Consider the following 22,150-nt stretch of genomic DNA (forward strand, 5'->3'; position numbering starts at 1 on the left):
CCAGGTGGGCGGGGTATGTTTTTTTATTGCTGCCAAACCGGAACACCTTGCGATGAGCTTGTTTGCGCGATCCGTCAGTCACTTCAGCCGCTGGTCCAATCCCGTCGCCGCCTTGCTGCTGCTCGGCGCGGCCAGCACCGTCAGTTCCCCCGTGCATGCCGACCCGGGAGATTTTCAGTCCATGCCGGGGTTGTGGAAGATCACCCTGCATACCGTGAAGGACGGCCATGCCGGCGCGGATCTGGTGAGGTGGAAGTGCCTCTACGACGGCGGCGACCCGTGGCAGACCTTCGTGGATGTGATGGCCCCGGCGCCGAACTGCCAGCGCGCGGGTGAACATCGCACCAGCACGGCGCTGGCGTGGAACATCACGTGCGGCACGCAAACGGGGCACGGGCATATCACGCTGGATTCGCCGCAGCATTACACCGGCAGCGTTGCATTGAACGGGCACGATGTGTCGCAGGTGGAAGGTAAGCGGTATGCGGCGTGTACGGGCCCCAGCGATTGAGCAGATGCTCCGAGTCAGAACGCGGTTGGGTAGGTTGGGTTAGCGCAGCGTAACCCAACGGTTGTAACACCCCACGGAAAATGTCTCTTCACGAGTAAGGCGATTCGCGCGTTTTTCGCGTCTGGCATGCTTGCATATGCGTTGGGCTACGCTGCGCTAACCCAACCTACGCGGCTATCCAAACCACCCCACCGTCGTCCCAGCGAAGGCCGGGACGACGAGCTGGAAAATGCAGGGTCGCCTACAAGTCAAAGCACCGCTACTCCCAAGCCCCCCAATTTCACACCTTCCCCACATCCTTCAGGTGAAGGTACGCCCCGCTGGATCGTGAATGGCCAGTCCGGGCCAGGCGTCAACCGGACACGGTCGTACGGGGACGCAATATCCCCGCTACGGACTTACGTATTCAGAACGGGGGATTCAAGCATGCTTTTGAGTAAAAGCAGGATCACGGGTGCCGTCGCGGCGCTCGTGATGATGACGAGTGCTGCCTACGCGGGAACGTTTCCCGATTACGGCTACCAACCGCCTTCCACCTACAAAGGGCCGATCTTTCAGTTGAGCCAGAGCTATCCGACGACCTTGCCGACGGATACGCCGGACTTCTTCAAGCTGCTGCCGGCCAAGTTCAGCAACGACTTCGAGCAATGGCGGCCGTACGTGGATGCCGTGAAGAAGTATTGCCTGGAAGGCAATGTCGAAAGCGATTGGTATGTGCAGAAAAACACGGTGCGCAAGTGGTATCACGCACCTTGGCAACATTACGGGCCACTAGGCCGCGAAGGCATTCACGGTCTTACCAAGGAAGCGCAGATCCAGTCGCAACAGCTGGCAGCCACGCAGACCAGCACCGGGCAGACCTATGCGGTCGGCATCTATAACGACATCGGCGGCTACACCTTTGGCCAGGTATGGAAGGATCCGCAGAATCCGGACCCGTCCTTCACTTCCAAGCCGAACAGCTTTCACAACGGCACCGTGGTGTGCAAGGCGTTGTTTGCGGATATCGATCTGAAGCAGGTGCCGTTCCTGGTGAATCCGGTGCTGTGGCAGGCCTACATCACCGACAGCTTTACCTCGGCCAACCGTGAAATCAAGAACGTGGCGCTGATCCAGATGGACTTCGCGGTGCGTGATACGCGCGTGCCGGGAACCGGCTGGATCTTCGGCACCTTCCAGTACAACGGTGCGGTGGGTAGCAAGCCGAGCTGGGACAACCTGGTGCCGGTGGGCGTGATGTGGGGCAATGATCCGGAAAACACCGGCAACGATTACACCAATCCCAAGCCCACCGTTACCAAGATCAATCCGAAGATCATGGAAACGGCGATCAACGCCAAGTCCGAATTGCCGCCGACCCACCTGGGTTGGAATGGACGGCTGAATGGACCGGTGGACAATCCAGTCAGTGCCTGCATGAGCTGCCACATGACGGGGGAAAGTCCGGTGTTGTCGCCGATGAATCCGACCTTCCAGGCGAATCCGCCACCGGTCGGTTCCAAGGCGTGGATGCGCTGGTTCCAGAACGAGCCGGCCGGCTACCCGTTCGATGCGGCGGCGCTGAGCACCGACTACAGCCTGCAGTTGGCCGGAGGCATCGAGAACTTCTACGACTGGAAGTGCAAGCAGGGTGGTGTGTTCGTGCAAGGGCCCAATGCATGTCAGCAGGCGAAGAATTTCCGCCTGAAGCTGATGAAGTCGCTGACCCCGCCGGCCAAGACCTTCAAGGTGGAGCGCGATCCGGCGCTTAACGAGATTCAGTAGTCGTCATGACGTGATCCAGCACGGCGCCGGAACGGATGATTTCATCCGTTCCGGTTGCTTTTTCTAGAGTGCTTTGGTTGCTTGTGCCGTCATTCGCGCTTCTTCCCTGTACCGCGGTCCCACTCTCCCCTCACACCCCGTCATCCCCACCCTCCCTCACACCCCCGTCATCCCCGCGAAAGCGGGGACCCATTGTGCTCTTCGCCAAACGGCAACATGGATCCCCGCTTTCGCGGGAACGACGGCATCGAGGGAACGGGAAGCATCATGATGGTGCCGAGGACGCACAAAGCAAATGTGCGGCGCCGAGAAAGCAGAGTGCTCTTCGTCCTTCTTCCCTGCACCGCACTCCCACCTCCCCTCACACCCCGTCATCCCCGCGAAAGCGGGGATCCATTGTGCTCTTCGTCAAACGGCAACATGGATCCCCGCTTTCGCGGGGATGACGGCATCGAGGGAACGGGAAGCGTCATGACGATGCCGAGGACGTACAAAGCCAACATGCGGCGCCGAGAAAGCAGAACGCATCATCCCGACGCCGCATCACCCTAAAACTTCTTCTGCACATTGATCAGAATCGACTGATCATTCTGATCGCCCGCATTGATCTCGTTCTCATACTCCAGCCGCAGCGTCAGCTGCCGCGCCAGCTCCCAGTTGACCCCAATCCCGATCAGGAAGTGGTTCTCCGTAAGCTGATCCACCTGCGCACGATAGATCGGACCAGCCAGCAGGTCGGCATAGGTCATGGTCGCCTGGCTGGAGCCCTCGAAGTCGTGGCCGTATTCCAGCCGCAGTTGCGGCATCACCGTGCCGTAGTCTTCCTTGAACAGATAGTTCATGCGCACGCCGAGGCTGGCGGTGGTGGTTTTCACCAGTTCATTGCCATAGCTCAAGGCATAGATCGGATCGCCTTGCTCGGTATACGGATCGAGCCGTGCGAAGGCGACGTCCAGTCGTCCATACGGTGAAACCAGGAAGCTATCGCTGCGATATTCATAGCCGCCGGCGATCGAGGCGAAGGCCTGGTGACCGGCGCGGTTACCGCTGACCATGTTGCCGTCCGCCGTGACATAGCGCATCGCATCGAAGGACAGCCATTGATAGCTGAGCAGTCCGTCGATGAAGGTCGATGCGCTTGGGCTGAAGCTCGCATACCAGGCGAGGTTGTAGCTGTCGGCGGTGTCGCTGCTGCCGTTGTGGCCGATATCGGTATCGTCGTGGCCGTAGCCGATACCAACGCCGGTGGCGAAGGACTCGGAGAAGCGCTTGTCCAGGCCCACGCTGATGCCGGCGGTGGTGAAATCAAAACCGTTCGCCGTGGCGGTGGTATCGCGCGAACCGAAGTTCACCGCACCGCCGGTCCACAACACATAGCCATCCGGCAGCTGCGAGTTGGACGCGGACGGTGGGCTGGCCGGAGTCTGCGGATCGACCATGTAGCGGCGGTTGAGATTGCCGGGCATGTTCTGCGTGTTGTTGTACGGCCATTGCGACAACGGCGTGGCGTTGGTGCTGTCACCGGACAGGAAGGTCAGGTTGTTCTGGAAGCCATTGCCGCCACCGCCGCCGTGCAGGCTCTCCAGGCGCTGCTGGAAGTTATCAATCTGGCCTTGCGCGAATTCACGCGTTGCGTCGGCTTGTGCGCCAAGTACGCCGAGCACTTCCGGATCTTTCGACGGATCGGGTCGCGCCGTCACGGCGAGGGTGATGGTGCCGGGCGCCGAGGTGGCGTAGGCATTGCTCAGCGTATAGGTCACCACGGCGGTGCCGCTGAAGTTCGGGGTGGCCGTGAAATCCAGCAGATAGCCGCCCGAGGCCTGCACGATGTGTGCGCTGCCGGCCGAGGCGGGCGTCAGCGACACCAGCGTTGCGCCGGTAAACGGACCACCGGTCGCGCCCTGGGTGAGGTTCACCTGCACCGATCGCCCGGCGACCAGCGAAGCGCTTTGCGATGGCGCGACCGGACGCGGATCGACCGTCACGGTGACCGTGGCCGGCGTGGAGCTGCCGAAGGCGTTGGACAGCGCGTAGGTAAATGTCACCGTGCCGGACGCCGATGCCGCGGCGCTGTAGTTGATCGCATTGCCGGCCACCACCGCGGTGCCGGATGCCGGCGCCTTGACGATGGTGATCGCGGTGAACGGCCCGCCGGTGGCGCCGGTGGTGGGATTGATGCTGACGGTGTTGCCCGCCAGCACGGTGGCGCTTTGCGCGGCGACGGTGGGCACCGCCAGCGGGGTAACGCTGATGGTGACGGTGGCCGGAGTGGAGGTTCCACCCGGGCCGGTCGCGGTATAGGTCAGCGTATCGGTGCCGAAGAAATCGTGCGTCGGCGTGTACACGATCGCCAAGCCGCTCACCGCCGCCGTGCCGTGGGCCGGCGAAGTGGCGATGGCGATGCTGGTGATCGGTCCGGTATCCACCGAGGTCACGTTGATCGTCACGGGTTGATTCGCCGGTGTGGTGGCGGTGTCGTTGACGACAACCGGCTTGGGTTGCTGCGTGGTGACCGTATACGCCTGCGATCCGGAGAAATTGAGGCTGTCCTTGGCGGTGACGGTGAAGCTGGAACTGCCCGCCGAGGTGGGCGTGCCGGACAACAGACCCGATGTGCTCAGCGTCAAACCTGCGGGCAACGCACCGCTGCTGACGGTGTAGCTGTAGCTGCCATCGCCGCCGTTCGCGCTGAGCTGCTCACTGTATGCCGCGGCGACTTGCGCACCCGGCAAACTGTTCGGCGTAATGGTGATGGTGGGTGCGCCGATGTTGAGCGTGTAGGTATTGGTCTTGGTGAACGGCGCCCCGATGCCGGTGCTGCTGTCGACCACCGAAATGGACATAGTGAACGGGCCCGTCGAGGTCGGCGTACCACTGAGCGTGCCGCTGCTGTTCAGGCTCAGGCCGGGCGGCAACGCGCCGGCGACCAATTGGTAGTGATACGGCTGGGTACCGCCGGTGGTCGTGAAACTCACACTGTAGGCCGTTTCGGCGGTGGCGTTTTGCAGTGTTGCCGGCGATAGCGTGAGGGTCGGCGCGGCGATGGTCATGGTGTAAGGCGCACTGCCGGTCTCGTTGTTGTGATCGGTCGCCACCACGGTGAAGGTGAACGTGCCGGCCGCGGTCGGCGTACCGCTGAACGCACCTGCGGAGCTCAGCGTCATGCCGGGCGGCAGGATGCCGCCCGACGCGAGCGCGTAGGTGTACGGCGCGACGCCGCCGCTGGCGCTGAAGCTGGTGTTGTACTGGGCGCCGACCGTGCCGCCGTTGACGGTGCCGGAGACGGTGATTGTCGCCGGGCTCACCGTCAGCGTGTAGTTCTGCGTCACCACATACGGCCCGCTACCGCCGCTGTGATCGGTGACGGTCAGCGTGAAGGTGTAGTTGCCGGGCTGGGTCGGCGTGCCGGACAGCGTTGCGGTGGATGGATTGAAGCTGAGGCCCGGAATGCTCAGTCCATTAATCGAGTAGGTATAGGGCGCCGTGCCGCCGCTGGCGGTGAACGCCTGGCTGTACGACTGTCCATACGGAATGGTGATCGTGGGGCCGGCCGGCGCGATCGTGATCGTCGCCGCATTGACGATGATGGTGTAGCTGCGATTGCCGGTCTGACCATTCTGGTCGGTCGCGACAATGTTGATGTTGAAGCTGCCGCCTGCGGTCGGTGTGCCACTGATCGCGCCACCGGAGGAGAGGCTGAGGCCCGCGGGCATCGTGCTGCCGGTTCCCAGAGCATACGTATAAGTGCCCGCACCGCCGGTGGCCGAAAGCGTGGTGGTGGTGTAGACCTGCCCGACCATGCCGTTCGACAGGCTGGAAGGCGAAATCGTGATGCTCGGCGTACTCACCGTCAGCGTGTAACTCTGCGTGGCCGAGTAAGGCGCGCCGGCGCCGGTGCTCGCGTCGATGGCGGTTACGCTGAAGCTGTAGCTACCGGGCTGGGTCGGCGTGCCGGACAAGGTTCCGGTGGAGGCATTCCATGTGACGCCCGGAATGCTCGCGCCGGACATCGAGTACGCGTATGGCGAGGTACCGCCGCTGGCGGTAAAGGCCTGGCTGTACGACTGCGCGTAGGTCGCGGTGAGGGCTGTGGTCGCCGGTGCAAGCGTGATGGTCGCGGCCGCAATCGTGCCGCTATATGTCTGCGCGGCGCTCGTGTAAGGGCCGGTGCCGGCACTGCTATCGCGCGCCTGCACGGCAAAGCTGTAGCTGCCGCCGGCGGTGGGTGTGCCGGACAGCGCGCCGGTGTTCGCATTCAGGCTCAAACCGGCCGGCAAGCTGCCGGAGACGATCGAATAGGTGTACGGCGAAGTACCGCCGCCTGCTGCGACCGACTGCGAAAACGCCACGCCGACCTTCATGCTGTTGAGGCTGGTCGGCGACAACGTAATCGTCGGCGTGGCGACGGTCAGCGAATAGGCCTGACTGCCGGTGTTGGTGTTGCTGTCGGTCGCGGTCACCGTGAAGTTGAAGGTACCGCCGGCATCGGGCGTGCCCGACAGCGTGCCGGTCGCGGTATCCAGGGTCAGTCCGTTGGGCAATGTGCCGGTGTAGCTGTAGTTGTAGGGCGAGGTGCCGCCGCTGGCGGCCAGCGACTGGCTATAGCTCACGCCGATTTGCGGCGCCGTCAGGCTGGTCGGCAAGGTGATGTCCGGTGCGCTGACCGTTAGCGAATAACTGATCGTCTGGGTAAAGGGACCGGTTCCGGTGGTCGAATCGGTCGCGGTCACCGTGAATGCGAAAGTGCCGGTGGCCGTCGGCTTGCCGCTCAGCACGCCGCCGCTGCTCAGCGTGAGTCCGGCTGGCAGGGCGCCGGAGCTGACCGCAAAGGTGTATGGCGCGGTACCGTGGCTGGCGGTGATCGGCACGCTGTAGCTGGCGTTCAAGGTGGCCGCTGTCAGACTCGCCGGCGATAGGGTGATGGTCGGCGCGTTGACCACCATCGTGTAGTTTTGCGACGACGAATTGCTGTCGCTGTCCGTCACCGTCACGGTGACCGGAAAACTGTTGCCGCTTTCAGTCGGTGTGCCGGAGAACGTGCCGGCACTGGAGAGAACCAGGCCGCTTGGCAGGCCCGTGACGCTGTAGCTATACGGTGGATGGCCGCTGGTGGCGCTCATCGACTGGCTGTAGCTGACGCCGACCGTTGCCGCCGCGAGCGATGCGGTGGTGATTTGCGGGTTGTCGGGATTGACCGTCAGTGTGTATGACTTTGGGCTGCTGCTATACGGCCCGGGACTGGGGCTGCTGTCGGTGGCCACCACGGTGAAGGGGTAGTTACCCGCCGCGCCGCTGGGTGCGCCGCTGAGCACGCCAGCGGAACTAAGGGTCATACCTGCCGGCAGCGTGCCGCTGCTTACCGCAAAGGTATAGCTGCCGCTCGGATAGCCCCCTGTTGCCGTCAGTTGCTGGCTGTACGCGATCGTTTGCGTGGCAGCCGTCAGCGACGCGGGCGACACGGTGATGTTGGGTGGATCGATGGTGAAGGTGTAATCGACTCGCGTGCTGTTGCCGGCGTTGTCGTTGACATTCACCGCATAGGTGAACGTGCCGGTCTGTGTTGGCGTGCCGCTGAAGGTGCCGTTACTAAACGATATGCCGGGGGGCAGGCTGCCGGTATTGCCGTAGGTGTACGTGTAAGGTGGCGTACCGCCGGTGGCGCTCATCGACATCGAATACGCCGCGTACAGATTGCCGGTCGGCGCAGACGTTGGGCTGACGGAGAGAACGCCGCCGCCGATGGAGAACGTGTAGTTCTGCGTGCCGATGTCATCGTGGCTATCTTCGGATGTCACCGTAATGCTGAAGCTGCCCGACTCGGTCGGCGTGCCGGAAATGCTGCCGCTGCTGGCATTGAAGCTCATGCCGCTCGGCAGATTGCCGTTGGCAACGTTGTAGGTATACGGACCGCCATCGCCACCGGTGGATGAGAAGGTCACCGTGGAGTAGGCCTGGCCGACATTGCCGCTGGGCATCGTGCTGGGACTGATCACGATCGGCGGATAGGTCGGCGAGCCGATGGTGATGTTGACGGTGATCCACTGACTTTCATCGTCCTCGAAGGTAAACGAATCGGTCGTTTCGCCGGCTTTGCCGTCGTTGGTGTAAGTGATGTTTCCGGCGGCGGCGGAGCCGTCGATCGCGGAAGAGCCGTGCGAGGGCTGGGTGATGCCCTCGATGCCGAATCCCGAACAGCTCAGCACATTGAACTCAACCGTGCCGCCCGATGCGACCGTTTCATTGAACGTGGGGCATTCGTTCTGCGCGCGCGCCTGTGCCGGCCACATCGCCGCGATGGCGAGCAGCAACAACAACATCAGTTTGGCCAGGAAGCCGCCGGGCGAATGTCCGATGGCGCGCGTATGACGTCGCGTATCGGTCATCGTATGCGTGTCGCCTGAAATAAAAGCGCAAAGAAAATCCTGATGCGCATTCGCGCACGCGCGATCCCGCTTGAATAAACGGTGCCCCATGACCATCGCCCCCCGATCCCTGTTTCATTGCGAGCCTGACGCCCTTGCGGCGCAACGGCCCTTCAAGCAGGGGGCACGAAGCGTGGTCGCACGTCCATGCGTGCCACGACGATACGCAAATCTTTGACAGCCCCCTGTTCCAGGCGCTATTGGACCAAGAATGTGCGCCATTTAACAGTGGCAACGCAAAATAATTGACGACGTGAAGGAAATGTGACGAATAAATTGTCCTTGTAAGTTATTCGCCGCTAGGAGAGAGTGGCGGGCGCGCCAGCCAGGGCGCCTCATTTAGCCATCCAGGGGGGAGGGGAAGATGTCTAGTTTTTATCTCGGGCAAATCATGCTCACCGGATTTGGTTTTCCACCAAAGGGATTTGCCCTGTGCAATGGGCAATTGCTGCCGATCGTGCAAAACCAGGCCTTGTTCGCCATCATCGGCACGCAATTCGGCGGCGACGGCAGAACCACGTTCGGGCTACCGGATCTGCGTGGAAGAACACCGGTCGGCAGTTCGGACAGCGCACCGCTTGGAATGATGGCTGGTGCGGAAAATGTCACGCTGTTGATGGCGAACATGCCCACGCATACGCATGCCGCGATGGGTTCGACCACCGCGGGCACCGAGGTCAATCCGACCAACACGGTGTATGGCGGCAGTGGTACCGAGTCGATCTATGCGACGAACACGGGATCGTCTGTTGCATTGAATCCGGCGACCCTGGGCACTGCGGGCGGCAATGTACCGCATCCGAACATGCAACCGTCGCTTGTGACCAATTTCGTTATTGCGCTGACAGGTGTTTTCCCCAGCCGTAGTTGATTGATCCTTCCAAATTCGCCAGGGAGCATGTCATGTCTCAACAATCCACTCCGTACGTCGGAGAGATTCGATTGTTTGCTTTTCAACGCATTCCGGTCGGCTGGCTCGCCTGTGATGGAAGCCTGCAATCCATCAACAACTACCAACCGCTGTATGTTTTGCTCGGCACCACTTACGGTGGCGACGGCCAGACGACGTTCGGACTACCGGACTTGCGTGGCCGCGTACCGGTGCACCAAGGCACCGGGACCGGACTTTCACCACGCGTCATGGGGCAGGTTTTCGGCACCGAAACCGTCACCCTCAACAGCACTCAGATGCCGACGCATATGCATCTCTACAACGCCTCGACAGCTGCCGCGTCCGCGAACTTGCCCACCAATGCCGAACTGGGTGCGCTCACCAACGACACCATGTACACCACCGTGCCGGGGCCGCGTGCCGTACAACTGTCAACGCAGAGCGTTGCCCCTGCGGGTGGCACCGGCGGTGGCGTACTGCCACACGACAACACCATGCCGACCTTGACGCTTTCATACTGCATCGCTTTTGCCGGCATCTATCCTTCGCAGAACTGATGCATCGGCATATGCGGGCAGGGTCACAACACTCTGAGGGGGAATTGACGTGACAGATGCATATCTAGGTGAAATTCAGCTTTTCAGCTTTCCGTACGCGCCGGTGAATTGGGCCTCGTGCAACGGACAATTGCTGCCGATCCAGCGGTACACCGCACTGTTCTCGCTGCTTGGCACTTATTACGGCGGCGATGGCAGAAGCACATTTGCGCTGCCCAATTTGAACGGCTTCACAACATGCAGCCAGGGCCAGGGGCCGGGGTTGAGTCTGCGCTCCATCGGTGAGAGTTTTGGCGAAGACCAGGTCAGCCTGAACCTGACCGAGCTGCCGTCACACACGCATTCGATGAGCGTGTATGAGCAGCCGGATACCACCAAGCGCGTCGGCGCACCACAGAACGGCTATGGTTTGCTACCGCCGGTCAATACCAGGCCGTTTCTGGCGACGGCGCCCAATACGTCTTTTGCCATCAACACCATCAGCCCGGCCGGCAACAGCCTGCCGCATCTCAATCAGCAACCGTTCCTGGTCTTGAACTACTGCATCTGTTTGCAGGGCGTTTTCCCCACCTATAGTTGATGCAGATACCGCTCCTGCCCTTTCCGGCAAACCGCGATGACGCGGATGCGTGCGCCCACCTTTTGGGCGCACGCGGTCTTTCCTTGCGTGCGGCTACCCTGCAGGACCTGCCGTTCATGCGCCATCTGTTCGGGTTGTTGCGCGCTGACGAGCTCGAACGTATTCCATGGCCGGACAACGTGCGGAAGCAGTTTCTGGATGACCAATTTTCGCTGCAGCATCATCACTTCGTTACGCACTATGCACGCGCCGGCTTTTACGTTGTCGAGCACGAAGGAAACGCTGCGGGCCGGCTGTATTTGCTACGGGAGGCGCCGTATTTCCTGATCGTCGACATCGCGCTGTTGCCCGATTATCGCCGCCGGGGATTGGGTGGCACGCTGCTGGCATGGATCAAAGCGCTGACCGCTGAATGCAGCGCCGATGGCATCGACCTGCATGTCAACCAGCACAATCCCGATGCGCAACGACTTTATGCGCGCGAAGGATTTGCGGTGACCCAATCAGATGGTCCTTACATCGGTATGCGGTGGACGCGCGAGGCTTCGCGTCAGTTAAACACCGCCTGATACACAAACCCGAGCTCACCCCGTTCAACCGGCACCAGGAAGATGTCCACCGTGCCCAGCTCCGGATGCTGCATGGCATAGAGGTTCTGCGGGAACAGCGTTTCCGAGCGGTTGTGGAACGTCAGCACGAACGGCGGACGCGTCAGATTGACCGGTGTCTCCTCGCTCAGTGATTCGGCGCTGATCAGCGTGAACGATGTATGGCCCTGCTCGGTCGCTGCGGTGAAATCCTTGTGCACATGATCGGCGAAGTGTTCGAACCTGAGATCGAGCATGAAGGCGTCCCCTGGTAAGCCGCGAGCTGCAAGTGTCACACGAAGCCATACGTTTCGGCGACTGCGATGTCGTCATGCGGCGGTAGCCGGTGCCGGCAACTGGCGGCGCAGCCGCTTGCGTTCGCGCCGCGCCGCCTTGCGCGCACGCCGATCGTAAAGCCACAAATAGATTGCCGGCGTGCTGAGCAGAGTCAGCAACTGCGACACGAACAAGCCGCCGAGGATGGCGATGCCCAGTGGCTGGCGCATTTCCGAACCGATACCGAAGCCGATCGCCAGCGGCAAGGCTGCGCCCATCGCCACCAGGGTGGTCATGGTGATCGGGCGAAAGCGTACCAGGGCCGCTTCACGGATCGCCTCCGGCGGCGTGAGCCCGCCTTCGCGCTCGGCGACCAAGGCAAAGTCGACCATCAGGATCGCGTTTTTCTTCACGATGCCGATCAGCATCAGCACCGCGATCACCGACATGGTGGACAGCTGGGTATGCGTGATCAGCATGGCCAGGAACGCACCCATGCCGGCAGCGGGCAGGGTCGACAGAATGGTCAGCGGATGGATCAGGCTCTCGTACAGAATGCCGAGCACGATGTACATCGCCAGGATCACCGCGATAAAGATGATCGCCGCATTGGTCGCCGCTTCGATCAGCTTCTGGTTGTCGCCGGTGAATTTCTTGACGACGCCGGGAGGCAGTTGCGCGGCGAACATCGCCTGATCGATCAGCTTGAGGCCATCGGCCTGCGTCACGCCATCGGCGAGGTTGTAGTTGATCGTGCCCGCTTCCAGCTGGTTGTAATGCTGGATATCGATCGGCTCGATAAACGGCTTGATATGCGCCATCGCCGAAAGCGGAATCATCTTGTTCTGGCTGTTGCGCACATACATGTTCAACAAGGTTTGCGGATTCAGCGAATTGGCGTCATCGGCGGTCAGGATCACCTGGTATTGATTGATATCGGAATAGATCACCGATACCGGCGTCTGGCCGAAGGCATCCGCCAGCACCTGATCGATCTGGCCCATGCCTACCTGCAAGCGCGATGCAGCGTTGCGATCGACTTCCAGCAGCTGTTGCTTGCCGATGCTGTCGAAGGTGGTGCTGACATCGCGGAACTGTTTCATCTTGCGCAATACCTGCGCCAGCCGCAGCGTGGGTTCCTGCAGCGGCTCACCGCTGGTGCTGGTCAGGTCGAACGCAAATTTGCCCTTGGCTTTGCTGCCGGTGCCGCTGTTGAAGAAACCCAGGCTGGTGAGCGTGATGTTTACGTCGGTGAGCTTTTTGTATTTCTCGTTGAGTCGCGCGATGACTTTGTCGGCTGGGTCCTTGCGCTCGCCGGGGCCGTTACCGCGCGGCCTCAGGTCAATAAAATACGTGGCTTCGTTGGCCACCGCGCCGTTGGTGTTATTGCCGCCGAGGAAGGACGCCACGTCGAGCACGCCGGGATCGGCCAGCATCGTGGCTTCCACGGCCTGCGTGCGTTGCGCCAGCAAATCCGGCGAGATATTGGGATCGGCGACCAGATCTACTTCCACCATGCCGGTATCGCCCTCCGGCATCAGCGCCCCACCCGCCGTCTTGACCACGGCCACCGCCAGACCCACGGTCAGCACCAGCAGGATCAGCGGCTGCCAGCGCATGATGCGCCGATGGCGCATGGCCCAGTCCAGCCCGCGCTGGTAGATGTGCAGCAGGCCACGGTCGAAACGTTCCACCGCGCGCTCCAGCCTGCCCGGCTGGTGCCGGCCGATGTCCTCGCGATGCAGGTAGCGGCCGCAAAGCGCCGGCGTCAGCGTCAGCGAGACCAGCGCGGAAATCACGATCGTGGCGATCAGCGTGACGGAAAACTCACGCAACAACAGCACCATCGAGTTGTCGCCGAAGATCATCGGCGCAAACACCGCGACCAGCGACAGGGTGATCGACACCACCGTAAAGCCGATCTCCCTGACGCCGGTCAGCGCGGCGTGCAGCGGATCGGCGCCCTTCTCCATGTGCCGGAAAATATTCTCGATCACTACGATCGCGTCATCGACCACAAAGCCGATGCACAGCACCAAGGCGATCAGTGACAGCATGTTGAGGCTGAAACCGAGCATGTACATCAGCACGAACGCACCGGCCAGGGACAGCGGCACGCTGAACATGGCGATCACCATGGGACGTAGTCGGCGCAGGAACACCAGCATCACCAACGCCACCATCATCACGCTGAGCAACAGCGCGACTTCCACCTCGTGCAGGGCGGACTTGGTGGACTGGGTCAGGTCGAAGATCGGCGTGATCTTCACGTCGGCGGGCACCAGCGCCTGCAGGCGCGGAACCGTGTCGCGAATGGCCTGCACCAGCTGCACCGCGTTTGCTTCCGGACGCTTCATCACTTGCATGATCGCGGCGTGCTGATTGTTGAACCACGCCGCCTGGAATGCGTCCTCCTGACCGTTGCTGACGGTGCCGACATCGGAGAGATAAACCGGCACGCCCTTCTGATTGGCGATGACCAGCGAGGCGTAATCACGCGGGGTTTGCAGCTGGTCGGTGGCGGAGACCATCATCTGGCCGACGCCGTCGGTGAGCACGCCTTGCGGCGAGGCGACGTTGGCGGCGCGCAACACATTCGCGACATCGTTCGCGGTGATGCCCTTGGCGGTAAGGGCGGCGCTATTGAGCGAAACACGGATGGCGTGCGGCGAACCGCCGATCAACTGCGCCTGGGCCACGCCGGTGATCTGCGAGATCGCCGGCCGCATCAGCGTGTCCGCCAGATCGTAAAGCTTGTCGGGCGGCATGCTGGTGGAGGTCATGGCCACCAGCAGTACCGGAATCTGCGAGGTGTCGGCCTTGAAGTATTGCGGCGGGGCCAGCGCCATCACTGCCGGCAGATCAGGCATGGCCTGGTTGATCGCCGCTTCCACATCGCGTGCGACCTGATCCGCGCTGCGCGACATGTCGAACAGAATCTGGATCTGTGTGCCGCCTGGATTCGCGTCCGAGGTCATCTGCTGGATACCCGGAATGCGCCCGAACTGCCGCTCCAGCGGCGCCGTAACGGTGGAGGCCACGGTTTGGGCATCGGCGCCCGGCAGCAGCGCCTGCACCGAGATCGCCGGAAACTGCATCGACGGAAACGCCGCCAGGCCCAGCACGAGATAAGCACAAAAGCCGGCGATCACCAGCCCTATCGCCAGCAACGACGTGGCGACAGGTCGACGGACGATCGGCTCGAAGAGGTTCATGCGGTCACTCGCGGGCTTGTATTAACCCAGCGATGGCGACACCGCGATGACACCGGGCATCCGCGCGCTGGTTCAGAACAAGAGCACATCCATAAGCACTTCATACGCGCGTGCGCAGGACCGCAAATGTGCCTTTAGTCCATCCGTGCCGAAAGACATGTGCTTTTCCCCCTCTCCCCTCCGGGGAGAGGGTTGGGGTGAGGGGACAACCTCGCGAAGACGCTGATGCGGAGCGTAAGCGTCTAAATAAAACATTACGCCGTAGCCATGGCATTCGACGCAAGCGCGGCCCCTCACCCAAGCCCTCTCCCCGAAGGGGAGAGGGAGAAAAGTTGTCATGGCAATACCTGACTTTGATAGGACAGCTAGTCCGCAGCGTGGATCTGCTTGCCCAGCTGGCGCGCGCGCCGCTTCGCTTCACGCTTGGCCTTGCGCGCCGCCTTGCGCTCGCGCCGGTCGTGCTGCCACAGATAAATGGCCGGCGTGCTGAGCAAGGTCAGCAATTGCGATACGAACAATCCGCCCAGGATCGCGATACCCAGCGGCTGGCGCATCTCCGAACCGATGCCGAAGCCGATCGCCAGCGGCAAGGCGGCTCCCATCGCCACCAGGGTGGTCATGGTGATCGGGCGGAACCGCACCAGCGCCGCTTCGCGGATCGCTTCCGGCGGCGTGCGTCCGCCTTCGCGCTCCGCCACCAGGGCGAAGTCCACCATCAGGATCGCGTTTTTCTTCACGATGCCGATCAGCATCAACACGGCGATCACCGACATGATGGTGAGCTGGGTGTGCGTGATCAGCATGGCCAGGAACGCGCCCATGCCGGCTGCGGGAAGCGTCGAAAGAATGGTCAGCGGATGAATCAGGCTTTCGTACAGAATGCCGAGCACGATGTACATCACCAGGATCACCGCGGCAAACACGATCAGCGCGTTCTCAAGCGCTTCCATCAGCTTCTGGTTGTCGCCGGTGTAGCGCCGGGTGATGCCTTCCGGCAACTGTGCGGCGAACATCGCCTGATCGACGTACTTCAAGCCATCCGCCTGGGTAATGCCGTCGGCCAGGTTGTAGCTGATGGTGGCCGATTCCACCTGGTTGAAATGCTGGATCTCGATCGGCGCGATATACGGCTTGATATGCGCCATCGCCGACAGCGGCACCATCTTGTTCTGCGTATTGCGCACATAGGTGTTGAGCAGAGTGTCGGGACTCAGCGTATCGGCGTTGGTGGCGGTCATCACCACGCGATACTGGTTGATGTCGGAATAGATGACCGACACCGGGGTCTGGCCAAACGCATCGGCCAGCGCCTGGTCGATCTGGCCCATGCCTACATCGAGCCGCGAGGCAGCATCGCGGTCCACTTCCAGCAATTGCTGCTTGCCGATGCTGTCGTAGCTGGTGCTGACATCCTTGAATTCCTTCATCTTGCGCATCACCTGCGCGAGTTTCAGGGTCGGTTCCTGCAAGGCCGCGCCGGTGTTGCTGCCCAGATCGAAGGCGAATTCACCGCCGCCCTGGTTGTTGCCGCCGCCGAGGAATTGCAGGCCGCGCATGGTGATTTTCATGTCCGAGATGCTTTTGTATTTCTTATCCAGACGCGCCATCACCTTATCCACTGAATCGCGCCGCTGGCCCGGTTCCCGGCCGAGCGGCTTGAGGTCGACGAACAAGGAAGAATTGTTGCCGACCGCGCCGTTGTTGTTATTGCCGCCCAGGATGGTGGTGACGTCGCTTACCGCGGGATCCGCCTGCATGATCGCGGCGATGGCCTCGGTCCGTTCGGCCATTCTGGCTGGCGAAATATTCGCATCGGCCGAGATTTGCGCGATCAGCATGCCGGTGTCTTCCTTCGGCATGATGGCGCCGCCGGCGGTCTTGGCCACCACCACGGCGAGCCCGACGGTAAGCAGCAGCAGGATCAGCGGCTGCCAGCGCATGATGCGGCGATGATGCATGGCCCAGTCCAGGCCGCGCTCGTAGATGAAAAGCATGCGGCGGTCGAAGCGCTCCACAGCGGCTTCGAGCCTGCCCGGCTGGCGGCTGCCCGGCGTCTCGGGCAGGAAGTAGCGGCCGCACAAGGCGGGCGTCAGGGTGAGCGAGACCAGCGCGGAAATCACGATCGTGGCGATCAGCGTGACCGAGAACTCGCGCATCAGCATCACCAGCGTGTTGTTGCCGAACACCATCGGCGCAAACACCGCGACCAGTGATACGGTGATCGAGATCACCGTAAAGCCGATCTCGCGGACACCGATGAGTGCGGCCTCCAGCGGTTTTTCGCCGTGCTCCATATGGCGCACGATGTTTTCGATCACCACGATCGCATCGTCCACCACGAAGCCGATGCACAACACCAGCGCGATCAGCGACAGCGTATTCAGCGTGAAGCCCAGCGCGTACATCATCACGAACGCACCGGCCAGCGACAGCGGCACGCTGAGCATGGCGATCAGCGTGGGCCGCAGCCGGCGCAGGAACACCAGCATCACCAACGCCACCATCACGATACTCAGCAACAGCGCTATCTCCACTTCATGCAGCGCCGACTTGGTCGATTGCGTGAGGTCGAAGATCGGCGTGATCTGCACATCCGCCGGCACCAGGTTGCGCAAGGCCGGCAGCCGGTTGCGGATTTCCTGTACCACTTCCACCGAGTTCGCCTCGGGACGCTTGCTGATCTGCATCGAGACTGCGCGCTGGCCGTTGAACCACGCGGCCTGGTACTTGTCCTGCTGGCCGCTGGTGATGGTGGCGACATCGGACAGATAAACCGGCACGCCTTTCTGCGTCGCGACTACCAGCCGCGCGAAATCCTGTGGCGTTTGCAGCGCATCGTTGGCAGTGACCGTCATCTGACGGAAGCCGTCGCTGAGGATGCCCTGCGGCGAGGTGACATTCGCTGCCCGCAAGGTGTTGGCAATGTCGTTGGCGGTGATGCCCTTGGCGGTCAGCGCCATCGCATTGAAGTTCACGCGCACCGCATGCGGCGTGCCGCCGAACACCTGCACCTGCGCCACGCCCGGAATTTGTGCAACGGCCGGTTGCAACAAGGTATCGGTGAGGTCGTACAGCTTGTCCGGCGGCATGCCGCTGGAGGTCAGCGAAATCAGCAGGATCGGAATCGATGCCGTATCGAACTTGAAATACTGCGGCGGCTGCATGCCGGTCGGCAGATCCGCTTGCGCGGCATTGATCGCCGCTTCCACGTCACGCGCGGCCTTGTCGGCATTGCGTCCGAAATCGAACAGGATCTGGATCTGCGTGCCGCCGGCATTGGTGTCCGAGGTCATCTGCTGGATGCCGGGAATACGGCCCAGCTGGCGCTCCAGCGGCGCCACCACGGTCGACGCCATGGTCTGCGCATCGGCGCCCGCATATTGGGCCACCACCACCACGCCGGGAAAATCGAGCGACGGCAAAGCCGCCACACCCAGCAGCAAATAGGCGCAGAACCCGGCGATCGTCAGCCCGATGGCCAACAACGAGGTTCCGATCGGCCGATGGATGATCGGCGCAAAAATATTCATGGTGTCACCCGCGCTGCGAAGTCGGGCAGACGCAAGACACACGGATTCTGCGCACGCTTCGGCGCAGGCAAACAAGACGGCACATTCATGGGCTCCTTATGCCTGGGGATCCTTCCCCGCTGAATGTGCCTGAAGTCCGGCCGTGCCGGAAGACATGGTGGTCTTAACCCCCCGCTTTCCCCCCTCTCCCCTCCGGGGAGAGGGCTGGGGTGAGGGGTCGCGCTTGCCATAAACGCCGCCGCTACGACAGATGTTCGCTTCAATGCTTCAAGGCTGCGAGGGTAACTCTTTCGCAAGAGTGGCCCCTCACCCCAGCCCTCTCCCCGGAGGGGAGAGGGAGCAAAGCAGCGATCACTGAATCGTCGCCGGGCTATACCGCAACGTCAGATACCAGGTCCGCCCGAGCTGGTTGTAGTAGTACGCCGTCTCATAGCTGTGATTGAACGCATTGGCCAACTTGGCCTCCACCTGCCACCCCGGCGCAAAGGTGTAGCCGGCGCGGAAGTCGGTCGTGGCGTAGCCGCCCAGCCGATAGACATTGGCGGCATCGTCATAACGCTTGCCGGATGCAAAGAACGTCGCGCCCACATTGAACTTGCCGAACGTGCGATCGACATCCTCGCGCGCCGTACGCTCAGCGCGGCGCGGCAGGATGTTGCCGTTGTAGAGGCCACCATCGTCCTTCGGCTGCAGCCAGGTCAGATAGGTCTGCGCCTTCCAGCCATCCAGGGTGAAGCCGAACTGGCCTTCGACGCCACGGATCCGTGCACTGTCGATGTTCATCGGAATGTACAGGCTGTTGAGCTCGATCAGATCGGTGATGCGCGTCTGGTACGCGTTGACGCCCCAGTTCCAGTTGCTGAGTTGCTGGGTCAGGCCGATTTCCGCGCTGTGCGAGGTTTCCGGCTTCAGATCCGGATTGGAGGTCGGCACGCCGCCGAAGGCCGGGAAATACAGATCATCGAAGGTCGGCGCGTGGAACGCGGAGCCGTAGCTCACCGACAGCACCGGACCCTGGTCGAAGTGATAACCCCACGCCGCCGCACCGGTGTTGTGGTTGCCGAACTGGTCATTGTGGTCGTGGCGCGCCGACAGCTGGATTTCGTTCTGGCCGAAGGTGCCCTGGTATTGCGCGAAGGTGCCGGTGTCGCCGCGGGTTGTCTGTTCGAAGCCGGTATCGCTGTAGATGTGCTCCTGGTCGTAATCCACGCCGACGGTCAGCAGCTGATTGGTGGCCAGCGTGATGTCGTTCTGCCACGAGGCCTGGTTGCGGCGCGAATCGAAAAAGCCGGTCGGCATGCGCGGGTAATACTCGCCGTAGTAGGTGCCCTGGTAATACGTGGCGTCGTCGTCGCGGCTCTGTCCGGCACTCAGCGTGACCTTCCACAGATCCAGCGGCGAGAAACTCAGGCGTGCGCCGTATACGTACTGCTCTTCGATCGCATCATTGCCGCTATAGGGGCTGCCGGCGTATTCCGCGTCGCTCTTGCTGCGCAGCCAGTCGAAGGCCAGTTCGGTGCCGTTATCCCAGCGATAGCCGAAGTTGGCGAAGCCATTCCAGTTGCGGTAGGCGTCGTTGTTCGGATCGTCCACGAAGCAGGCCACGCCCAGCTCCGCCGCACCCATGCGGCAGCCCGGAATGCCGCCGGTGTATTCGCCGCCGAGGCTGGCGTTGTACCAGAGGTGGGAGTCGCCACCGGACACACCGGCCTGGCCTTTCACATAGCCATGGCTGCCGCCGGTCACGCTCAGCGACGGCGACACGCCGCCGTTCGGCTGGCCGTGGCGCAGGAAGATCTGGATCACGCCGCCGATCGCATCCGAGCCATACAAGGTGGCGCGCGGACCGCGCACCAGCTCGATGCGATCGATCGCATCCACCGGAATCTGCTCCAGCGCCGCCAGGCCGGAGCTCACCGAACCGATGCGCACACCGTCGATCATCACCAGCACATGGTCGGCATTGGTACCGCGCAGGTAGAGCGAGGTTTGCGCGCCAATACCACCGGTCTGCGCAATGGAAACGCCGGGCAGGCCGGTGAGCAGGTCGGCGATCGAGGTCGGCTGCAGGCGCTCGATGTCTTCGCGGGTGATCACGGTGACCGAGGCCAGCGCATCGTTTTCGGTAATCGCCGTACGCGTCGCGGTGACGATCACCGGCTCCAGCGTGCTGTTCGGAGTGGTGCCGCTCTGGTCACTGGCGGTCTGGGCGTAGCTGGCCGGAGCGGCCAGTCCAAGGCTGAGCAGCGCGGCAGCCAGTGCGGTCTTCTTCAACGACATAGTGGGTTCCCCTGCCGCACGTCCCCGCGCGGCGTGAATAAATAAGCCGGCGCTCTTGGGTAGGGGAGTGAACGGAATGGCGGGCAGGCGACATTAGCCGGAGGCACGCGATCCGAGCCCCGCCCACCGCGAGTCGCCAGAACCTGAGACTCTCGTAGAGAGCCTCTGTCTCGGGCCGGTCTCCGGACTCGCGAGTGGCGTGCTTCAACACACCGTCGAACGATGCCTTCCCATGCTTATCAACACAGTGGCGCGTGATCGTTCGAGAAACGCTCGCTTACCGTTGCGGGGGCAGTGCCGGCCTTGCTGCATGAACAGCGCACCGGCTTCCCGTTTCATCCCCTCCGACTCAAGGCCAGGGGACACCCGAAACGGGCGAACTGTAGCTGGTGGGGGGGAGAAGGGCAAACGGACGCGAATTGATGGAGTCAGATGTTGCCGATCGCCAGTCGGATTGATCTTACGCTTAATGCGATTTAAGTGACGGCGACGGACTGCATTCGCCGATAGATAAGGCGTCGCGGACGACCCAAACTGCTGCGACTTCCGTTTGGGTTTTGCCAAGGACTTTCAACATGGACGACGCGATCATAAAAAATAGAAATCGTGGTTACACCAGCTCTTTGTCGAGCGATCAGGTAAAAGAGTTTCGGAGGAGGTTTTCCGAAAAATCGATCTGTAAATCCATCGGCATTTCGGCGTTCTACCTCGTTTCGATCTACTGTTCGATCTACTGCTTTTACATACTCAAGGAGATTGATTTAAATCAATCGATAATCATTTTATTGGCTGCAACATCCAGCCTGTTCATATCAAGACAGATGCGGGCGCTTGAAAACATCGTGCATTTTGGGAGTCATTATAATTTTTCAAAGTCCAAGCATATTAACGATCGGGCTACTAATGTGATTGCCGCGTGGCCGATGCTATCGGATGTCGATACTTATAGGTCTTATCACATGTCCCATCATGGGCGGTACGGTGGCGATACCGACCCATGTAAAAGGCGCTTTGAGCGGATGAAAGTAAAAAATGGTGATTTTTCATCACGATGGAAATTCTTGCGGGCCACCATTCGCTGGTTTCCAGGATATGTCGTTGAGTATTACAAGGACATAGGATCGCGGCGCGTACAATTATTTGTTTTTGCTTTTTGGCACGTGATTTTCGGCGGGGTGCTTGCTTTGTTGGTCGATATCAAATTCGCAATCTTTTCCGTCGCAGCATGGTTTTTTTGTATGTTCTGTATCCTTCCATTTGTGCGATTAGTTGCGGAAGTGGGTGAGCACGACTATGAGCGAGAATCGGCCCTATTTGACACCACTTTCAACAACATAGGCCCGATGGACCTGTTGCTATTTCACCCTGCTGGCGACGCTTGGCACGTGCTACATCATCTCTATCCTGCAGTTCCTTGGTGGAAGCAGCGCCAAGCGCACAAATTTCTCATTCTTCACGATGATTCCTATCGGAATGCTCTCCAAAGAAGGGCAATCACGGGTGTGGTGTCTGGAGCGGTTCTTTCCCGGTAAAAAT

12 protein-coding genes and 1 riboswitch are annotated in these 22,150 nt (G+C 61.3%); of the genes, 7 read left to right on the forward strand and 5 right to left on the reverse strand.

Features of this window, described 5'->3' with window-relative positions:
- The first annotated feature begins 52 nt into the window (after window positions 1–52).
- Together ISP19_RS05300 and ISP19_RS05305 are read left to right on the forward strand one after the other, a co-directional pair.
- Window positions 53–511, forward strand: coding sequence for a DUF3617 domain-containing protein (locus ISP19_RS05300; protein WP_204680316.1), 459 nt, complete (start codon window positions 53–55; stop codon window positions 509–511).
- A gap of 426 nt (window positions 512–937) precedes the next feature.
- A complete protein-coding gene (locus ISP19_RS05305) occupies window positions 938–2,275 on the forward strand; it encodes a hypothetical protein (protein ID WP_204680317.1) in 1,338 nt (445 codons plus the stop codon).
- A gap of 548 nt (window positions 2,276–2,823) precedes the next feature.
- On the opposite strand, the gene ISP19_RS05310 is transcribed toward ISP19_RS05305, so the two are convergent.
- On the reverse strand, window positions 2,824–8,658 hold the full coding sequence (locus tag ISP19_RS05310) for a putative Ig domain-containing protein (RefSeq protein ID WP_204680318.1): 5,835 nt from the start codon (window positions 8,656–8,658) through the stop codon (window positions 2,824–2,826).
- 403 nt (window positions 8,659–9,061) lie between these two features.
- On the opposite strand from ISP19_RS05310, the gene ISP19_RS05315 reads away from it, so the two are divergent.
- From ISP19_RS05315 to ISP19_RS05330, 4 genes are read left to right on the forward strand one after another with little or no spacing between them, the layout of a single operon-like run.
- On the forward strand, window positions 9,062–9,568 hold the full coding sequence (locus tag ISP19_RS05315) for a phage tail protein (RefSeq protein WP_204680319.1): 507 nt from the start codon (window positions 9,062–9,064) through the stop codon (window positions 9,566–9,568).
- A 32-nt stretch (window positions 9,569–9,600) separates the two neighbouring features.
- Window positions 9,601–10,146: a phage tail protein gene (locus ISP19_RS05320; protein ID WP_204680320.1), complete on the forward strand. Its 546-nt coding sequence runs from the start codon at window positions 9,601–9,603 to the stop codon at window positions 10,144–10,146.
- Window positions 10,147–10,195: 49 nt separating this feature from the next.
- On the forward strand, window positions 10,196–10,726 hold the full coding sequence (locus ISP19_RS05325) for a phage tail protein (protein ID WP_204680321.1): 531 nt from the start codon (window positions 10,196–10,198) through the stop codon (window positions 10,724–10,726).
- Window positions 10,726–11,295 (forward strand): GNAT family N-acetyltransferase, encoded by a 570-nt coding sequence (locus tag ISP19_RS05330; RefSeq protein WP_204680322.1) that lies wholly within the window; start codon window positions 10,726–10,728, stop codon window positions 11,293–11,295. The genes ISP19_RS05325 and ISP19_RS05330 overlap by 1 nt, the downstream gene beginning before the upstream one ends.
- On the opposite strand, the gene ISP19_RS05335 is transcribed toward ISP19_RS05330, so the two are convergent.
- From ISP19_RS05335 to ISP19_RS05350, 4 genes are all read right to left on the reverse strand, one after another.
- Window positions 11,277–11,570, reverse strand: a complete 294-nt coding sequence (locus ISP19_RS05335) for a DUF6916 family protein (RefSeq protein WP_204680323.1) — start codon at window positions 11,568–11,570, stop codon at window positions 11,277–11,279. The two genes, ISP19_RS05330 and ISP19_RS05335, sit on opposite strands and share 19 nt — an antisense overlap.
- A 72-nt stretch (window positions 11,571–11,642) precedes the next feature.
- Complete coding sequence (locus tag ISP19_RS05340; protein WP_204680324.1) at window positions 11,643–14,804, reverse strand: efflux RND transporter permease subunit; 3,162 nt, start codon at window positions 14,802–14,804, stop codon at window positions 11,643–11,645.
- A gap of 365 nt (window positions 14,805–15,169) precedes the next feature.
- Window positions 15,170–18,334, reverse strand: a complete 3,165-nt coding sequence (locus ISP19_RS05345) for an efflux RND transporter permease subunit (protein ID WP_204680325.1) — start codon at window positions 18,332–18,334, stop codon at window positions 15,170–15,172.
- 351 nt (window positions 18,335–18,685) lie between these two features.
- Entirely contained in the window at window positions 18,686–20,614 is a 1,929-nt protein-coding gene (locus ISP19_RS05350; RefSeq protein ID WP_239556541.1) for a TonB-dependent receptor domain-containing protein, read from the reverse strand.
- Window positions 20,615–20,770: 156 nt separating this feature from the next.
- Window positions 20,771–20,999, reverse strand: a riboswitch (cobalamin riboswitch).
- Window positions 21,000–21,189: 190 nt separating this feature from the next.
- Here ISP19_RS05350 and ISP19_RS05355 point away from each other — a divergent pair.
- Complete coding sequence (locus tag ISP19_RS05355) at window positions 21,190–22,146, forward strand: fatty acid desaturase (RefSeq protein ID WP_204680326.1); 957 nt, start codon at window positions 21,190–21,192, stop codon at window positions 22,144–22,146.
- The last annotated feature ends 4 nt before the right edge of the window (window positions 22,147–22,150 follow it).

Source organism: Dyella flava (genome assembly GCF_016904955.1).
Classification (GTDB): domain Bacteria; phylum Pseudomonadota; class Gammaproteobacteria; order Xanthomonadales; family Rhodanobacteraceae; genus Dyella_B; species Dyella_B flava.

What these genes read in the sequence shown, in the direction of transcription:
- ISP19_RS05320 (WP_204680320.1), top strand. Translation starts at nt 9,601, where the DNA reads ATGTCTCAACAATCCACTCCGTACGTCGGAGAGATTCGATTGTTTGCT.
- ISP19_RS05315 (WP_204680319.1), top strand. Translation starts at nt 9,062, where the DNA reads ATGTCTAGTTTTTATCTCGGGCAAATCATGCTCACCGGATTTGGTTTT.
- ISP19_RS05305 (WP_204680317.1), top strand. Translation starts at nt 938, where the DNA reads ATGCTTTTGAGTAAAAGCAGGATCACGGGTGCCGTCGCGGCGCTCGTG.
- ISP19_RS05345 (WP_204680325.1), bottom strand. Translation starts at nt 18,334, where the DNA reads ATGAATATTTTTGCGCCGATCATCCATCGGCCGATCGGAACCTCGTTG.
- ISP19_RS05300 (WP_204680316.1), top strand. Translation starts at nt 53, where the DNA reads ATGAGCTTGTTTGCGCGATCCGTCAGTCACTTCAGCCGCTGGTCCAAT.
- ISP19_RS05350 (WP_239556541.1), bottom strand. Translation starts at nt 20,614, where the DNA reads ATGTCGTTGAAGAAGACCGCACTGGCTGCCGCGCTGCTCAGCCTTGGA.
- ISP19_RS05330 (WP_204680322.1), top strand. Translation starts at nt 10,726, where the DNA reads ATGCAGATACCGCTCCTGCCCTTTCCGGCAAACCGCGATGACGCGGAT.
- ISP19_RS05340 (WP_204680324.1), bottom strand. Translation starts at nt 14,804, where the DNA reads ATGAACCTCTTCGAGCCGATCGTCCGTCGACCTGTCGCCACGTCGTTG.
- ISP19_RS05335 (WP_204680323.1), bottom strand. Translation starts at nt 11,570, where the DNA reads ATGCTCGATCTCAGGTTCGAACACTTCGCCGATCATGTGCACAAGGAT.
- ISP19_RS05355 (WP_204680326.1), top strand. Translation starts at nt 21,190, where the DNA reads ATGGACGACGCGATCATAAAAAATAGAAATCGTGGTTACACCAGCTCT.
- ISP19_RS05310 (WP_204680318.1), bottom strand. Translation starts at nt 8,658, where the DNA reads ATGACCGATACGCGACGTCATACGCGCGCCATCGGACATTCGCCCGGC.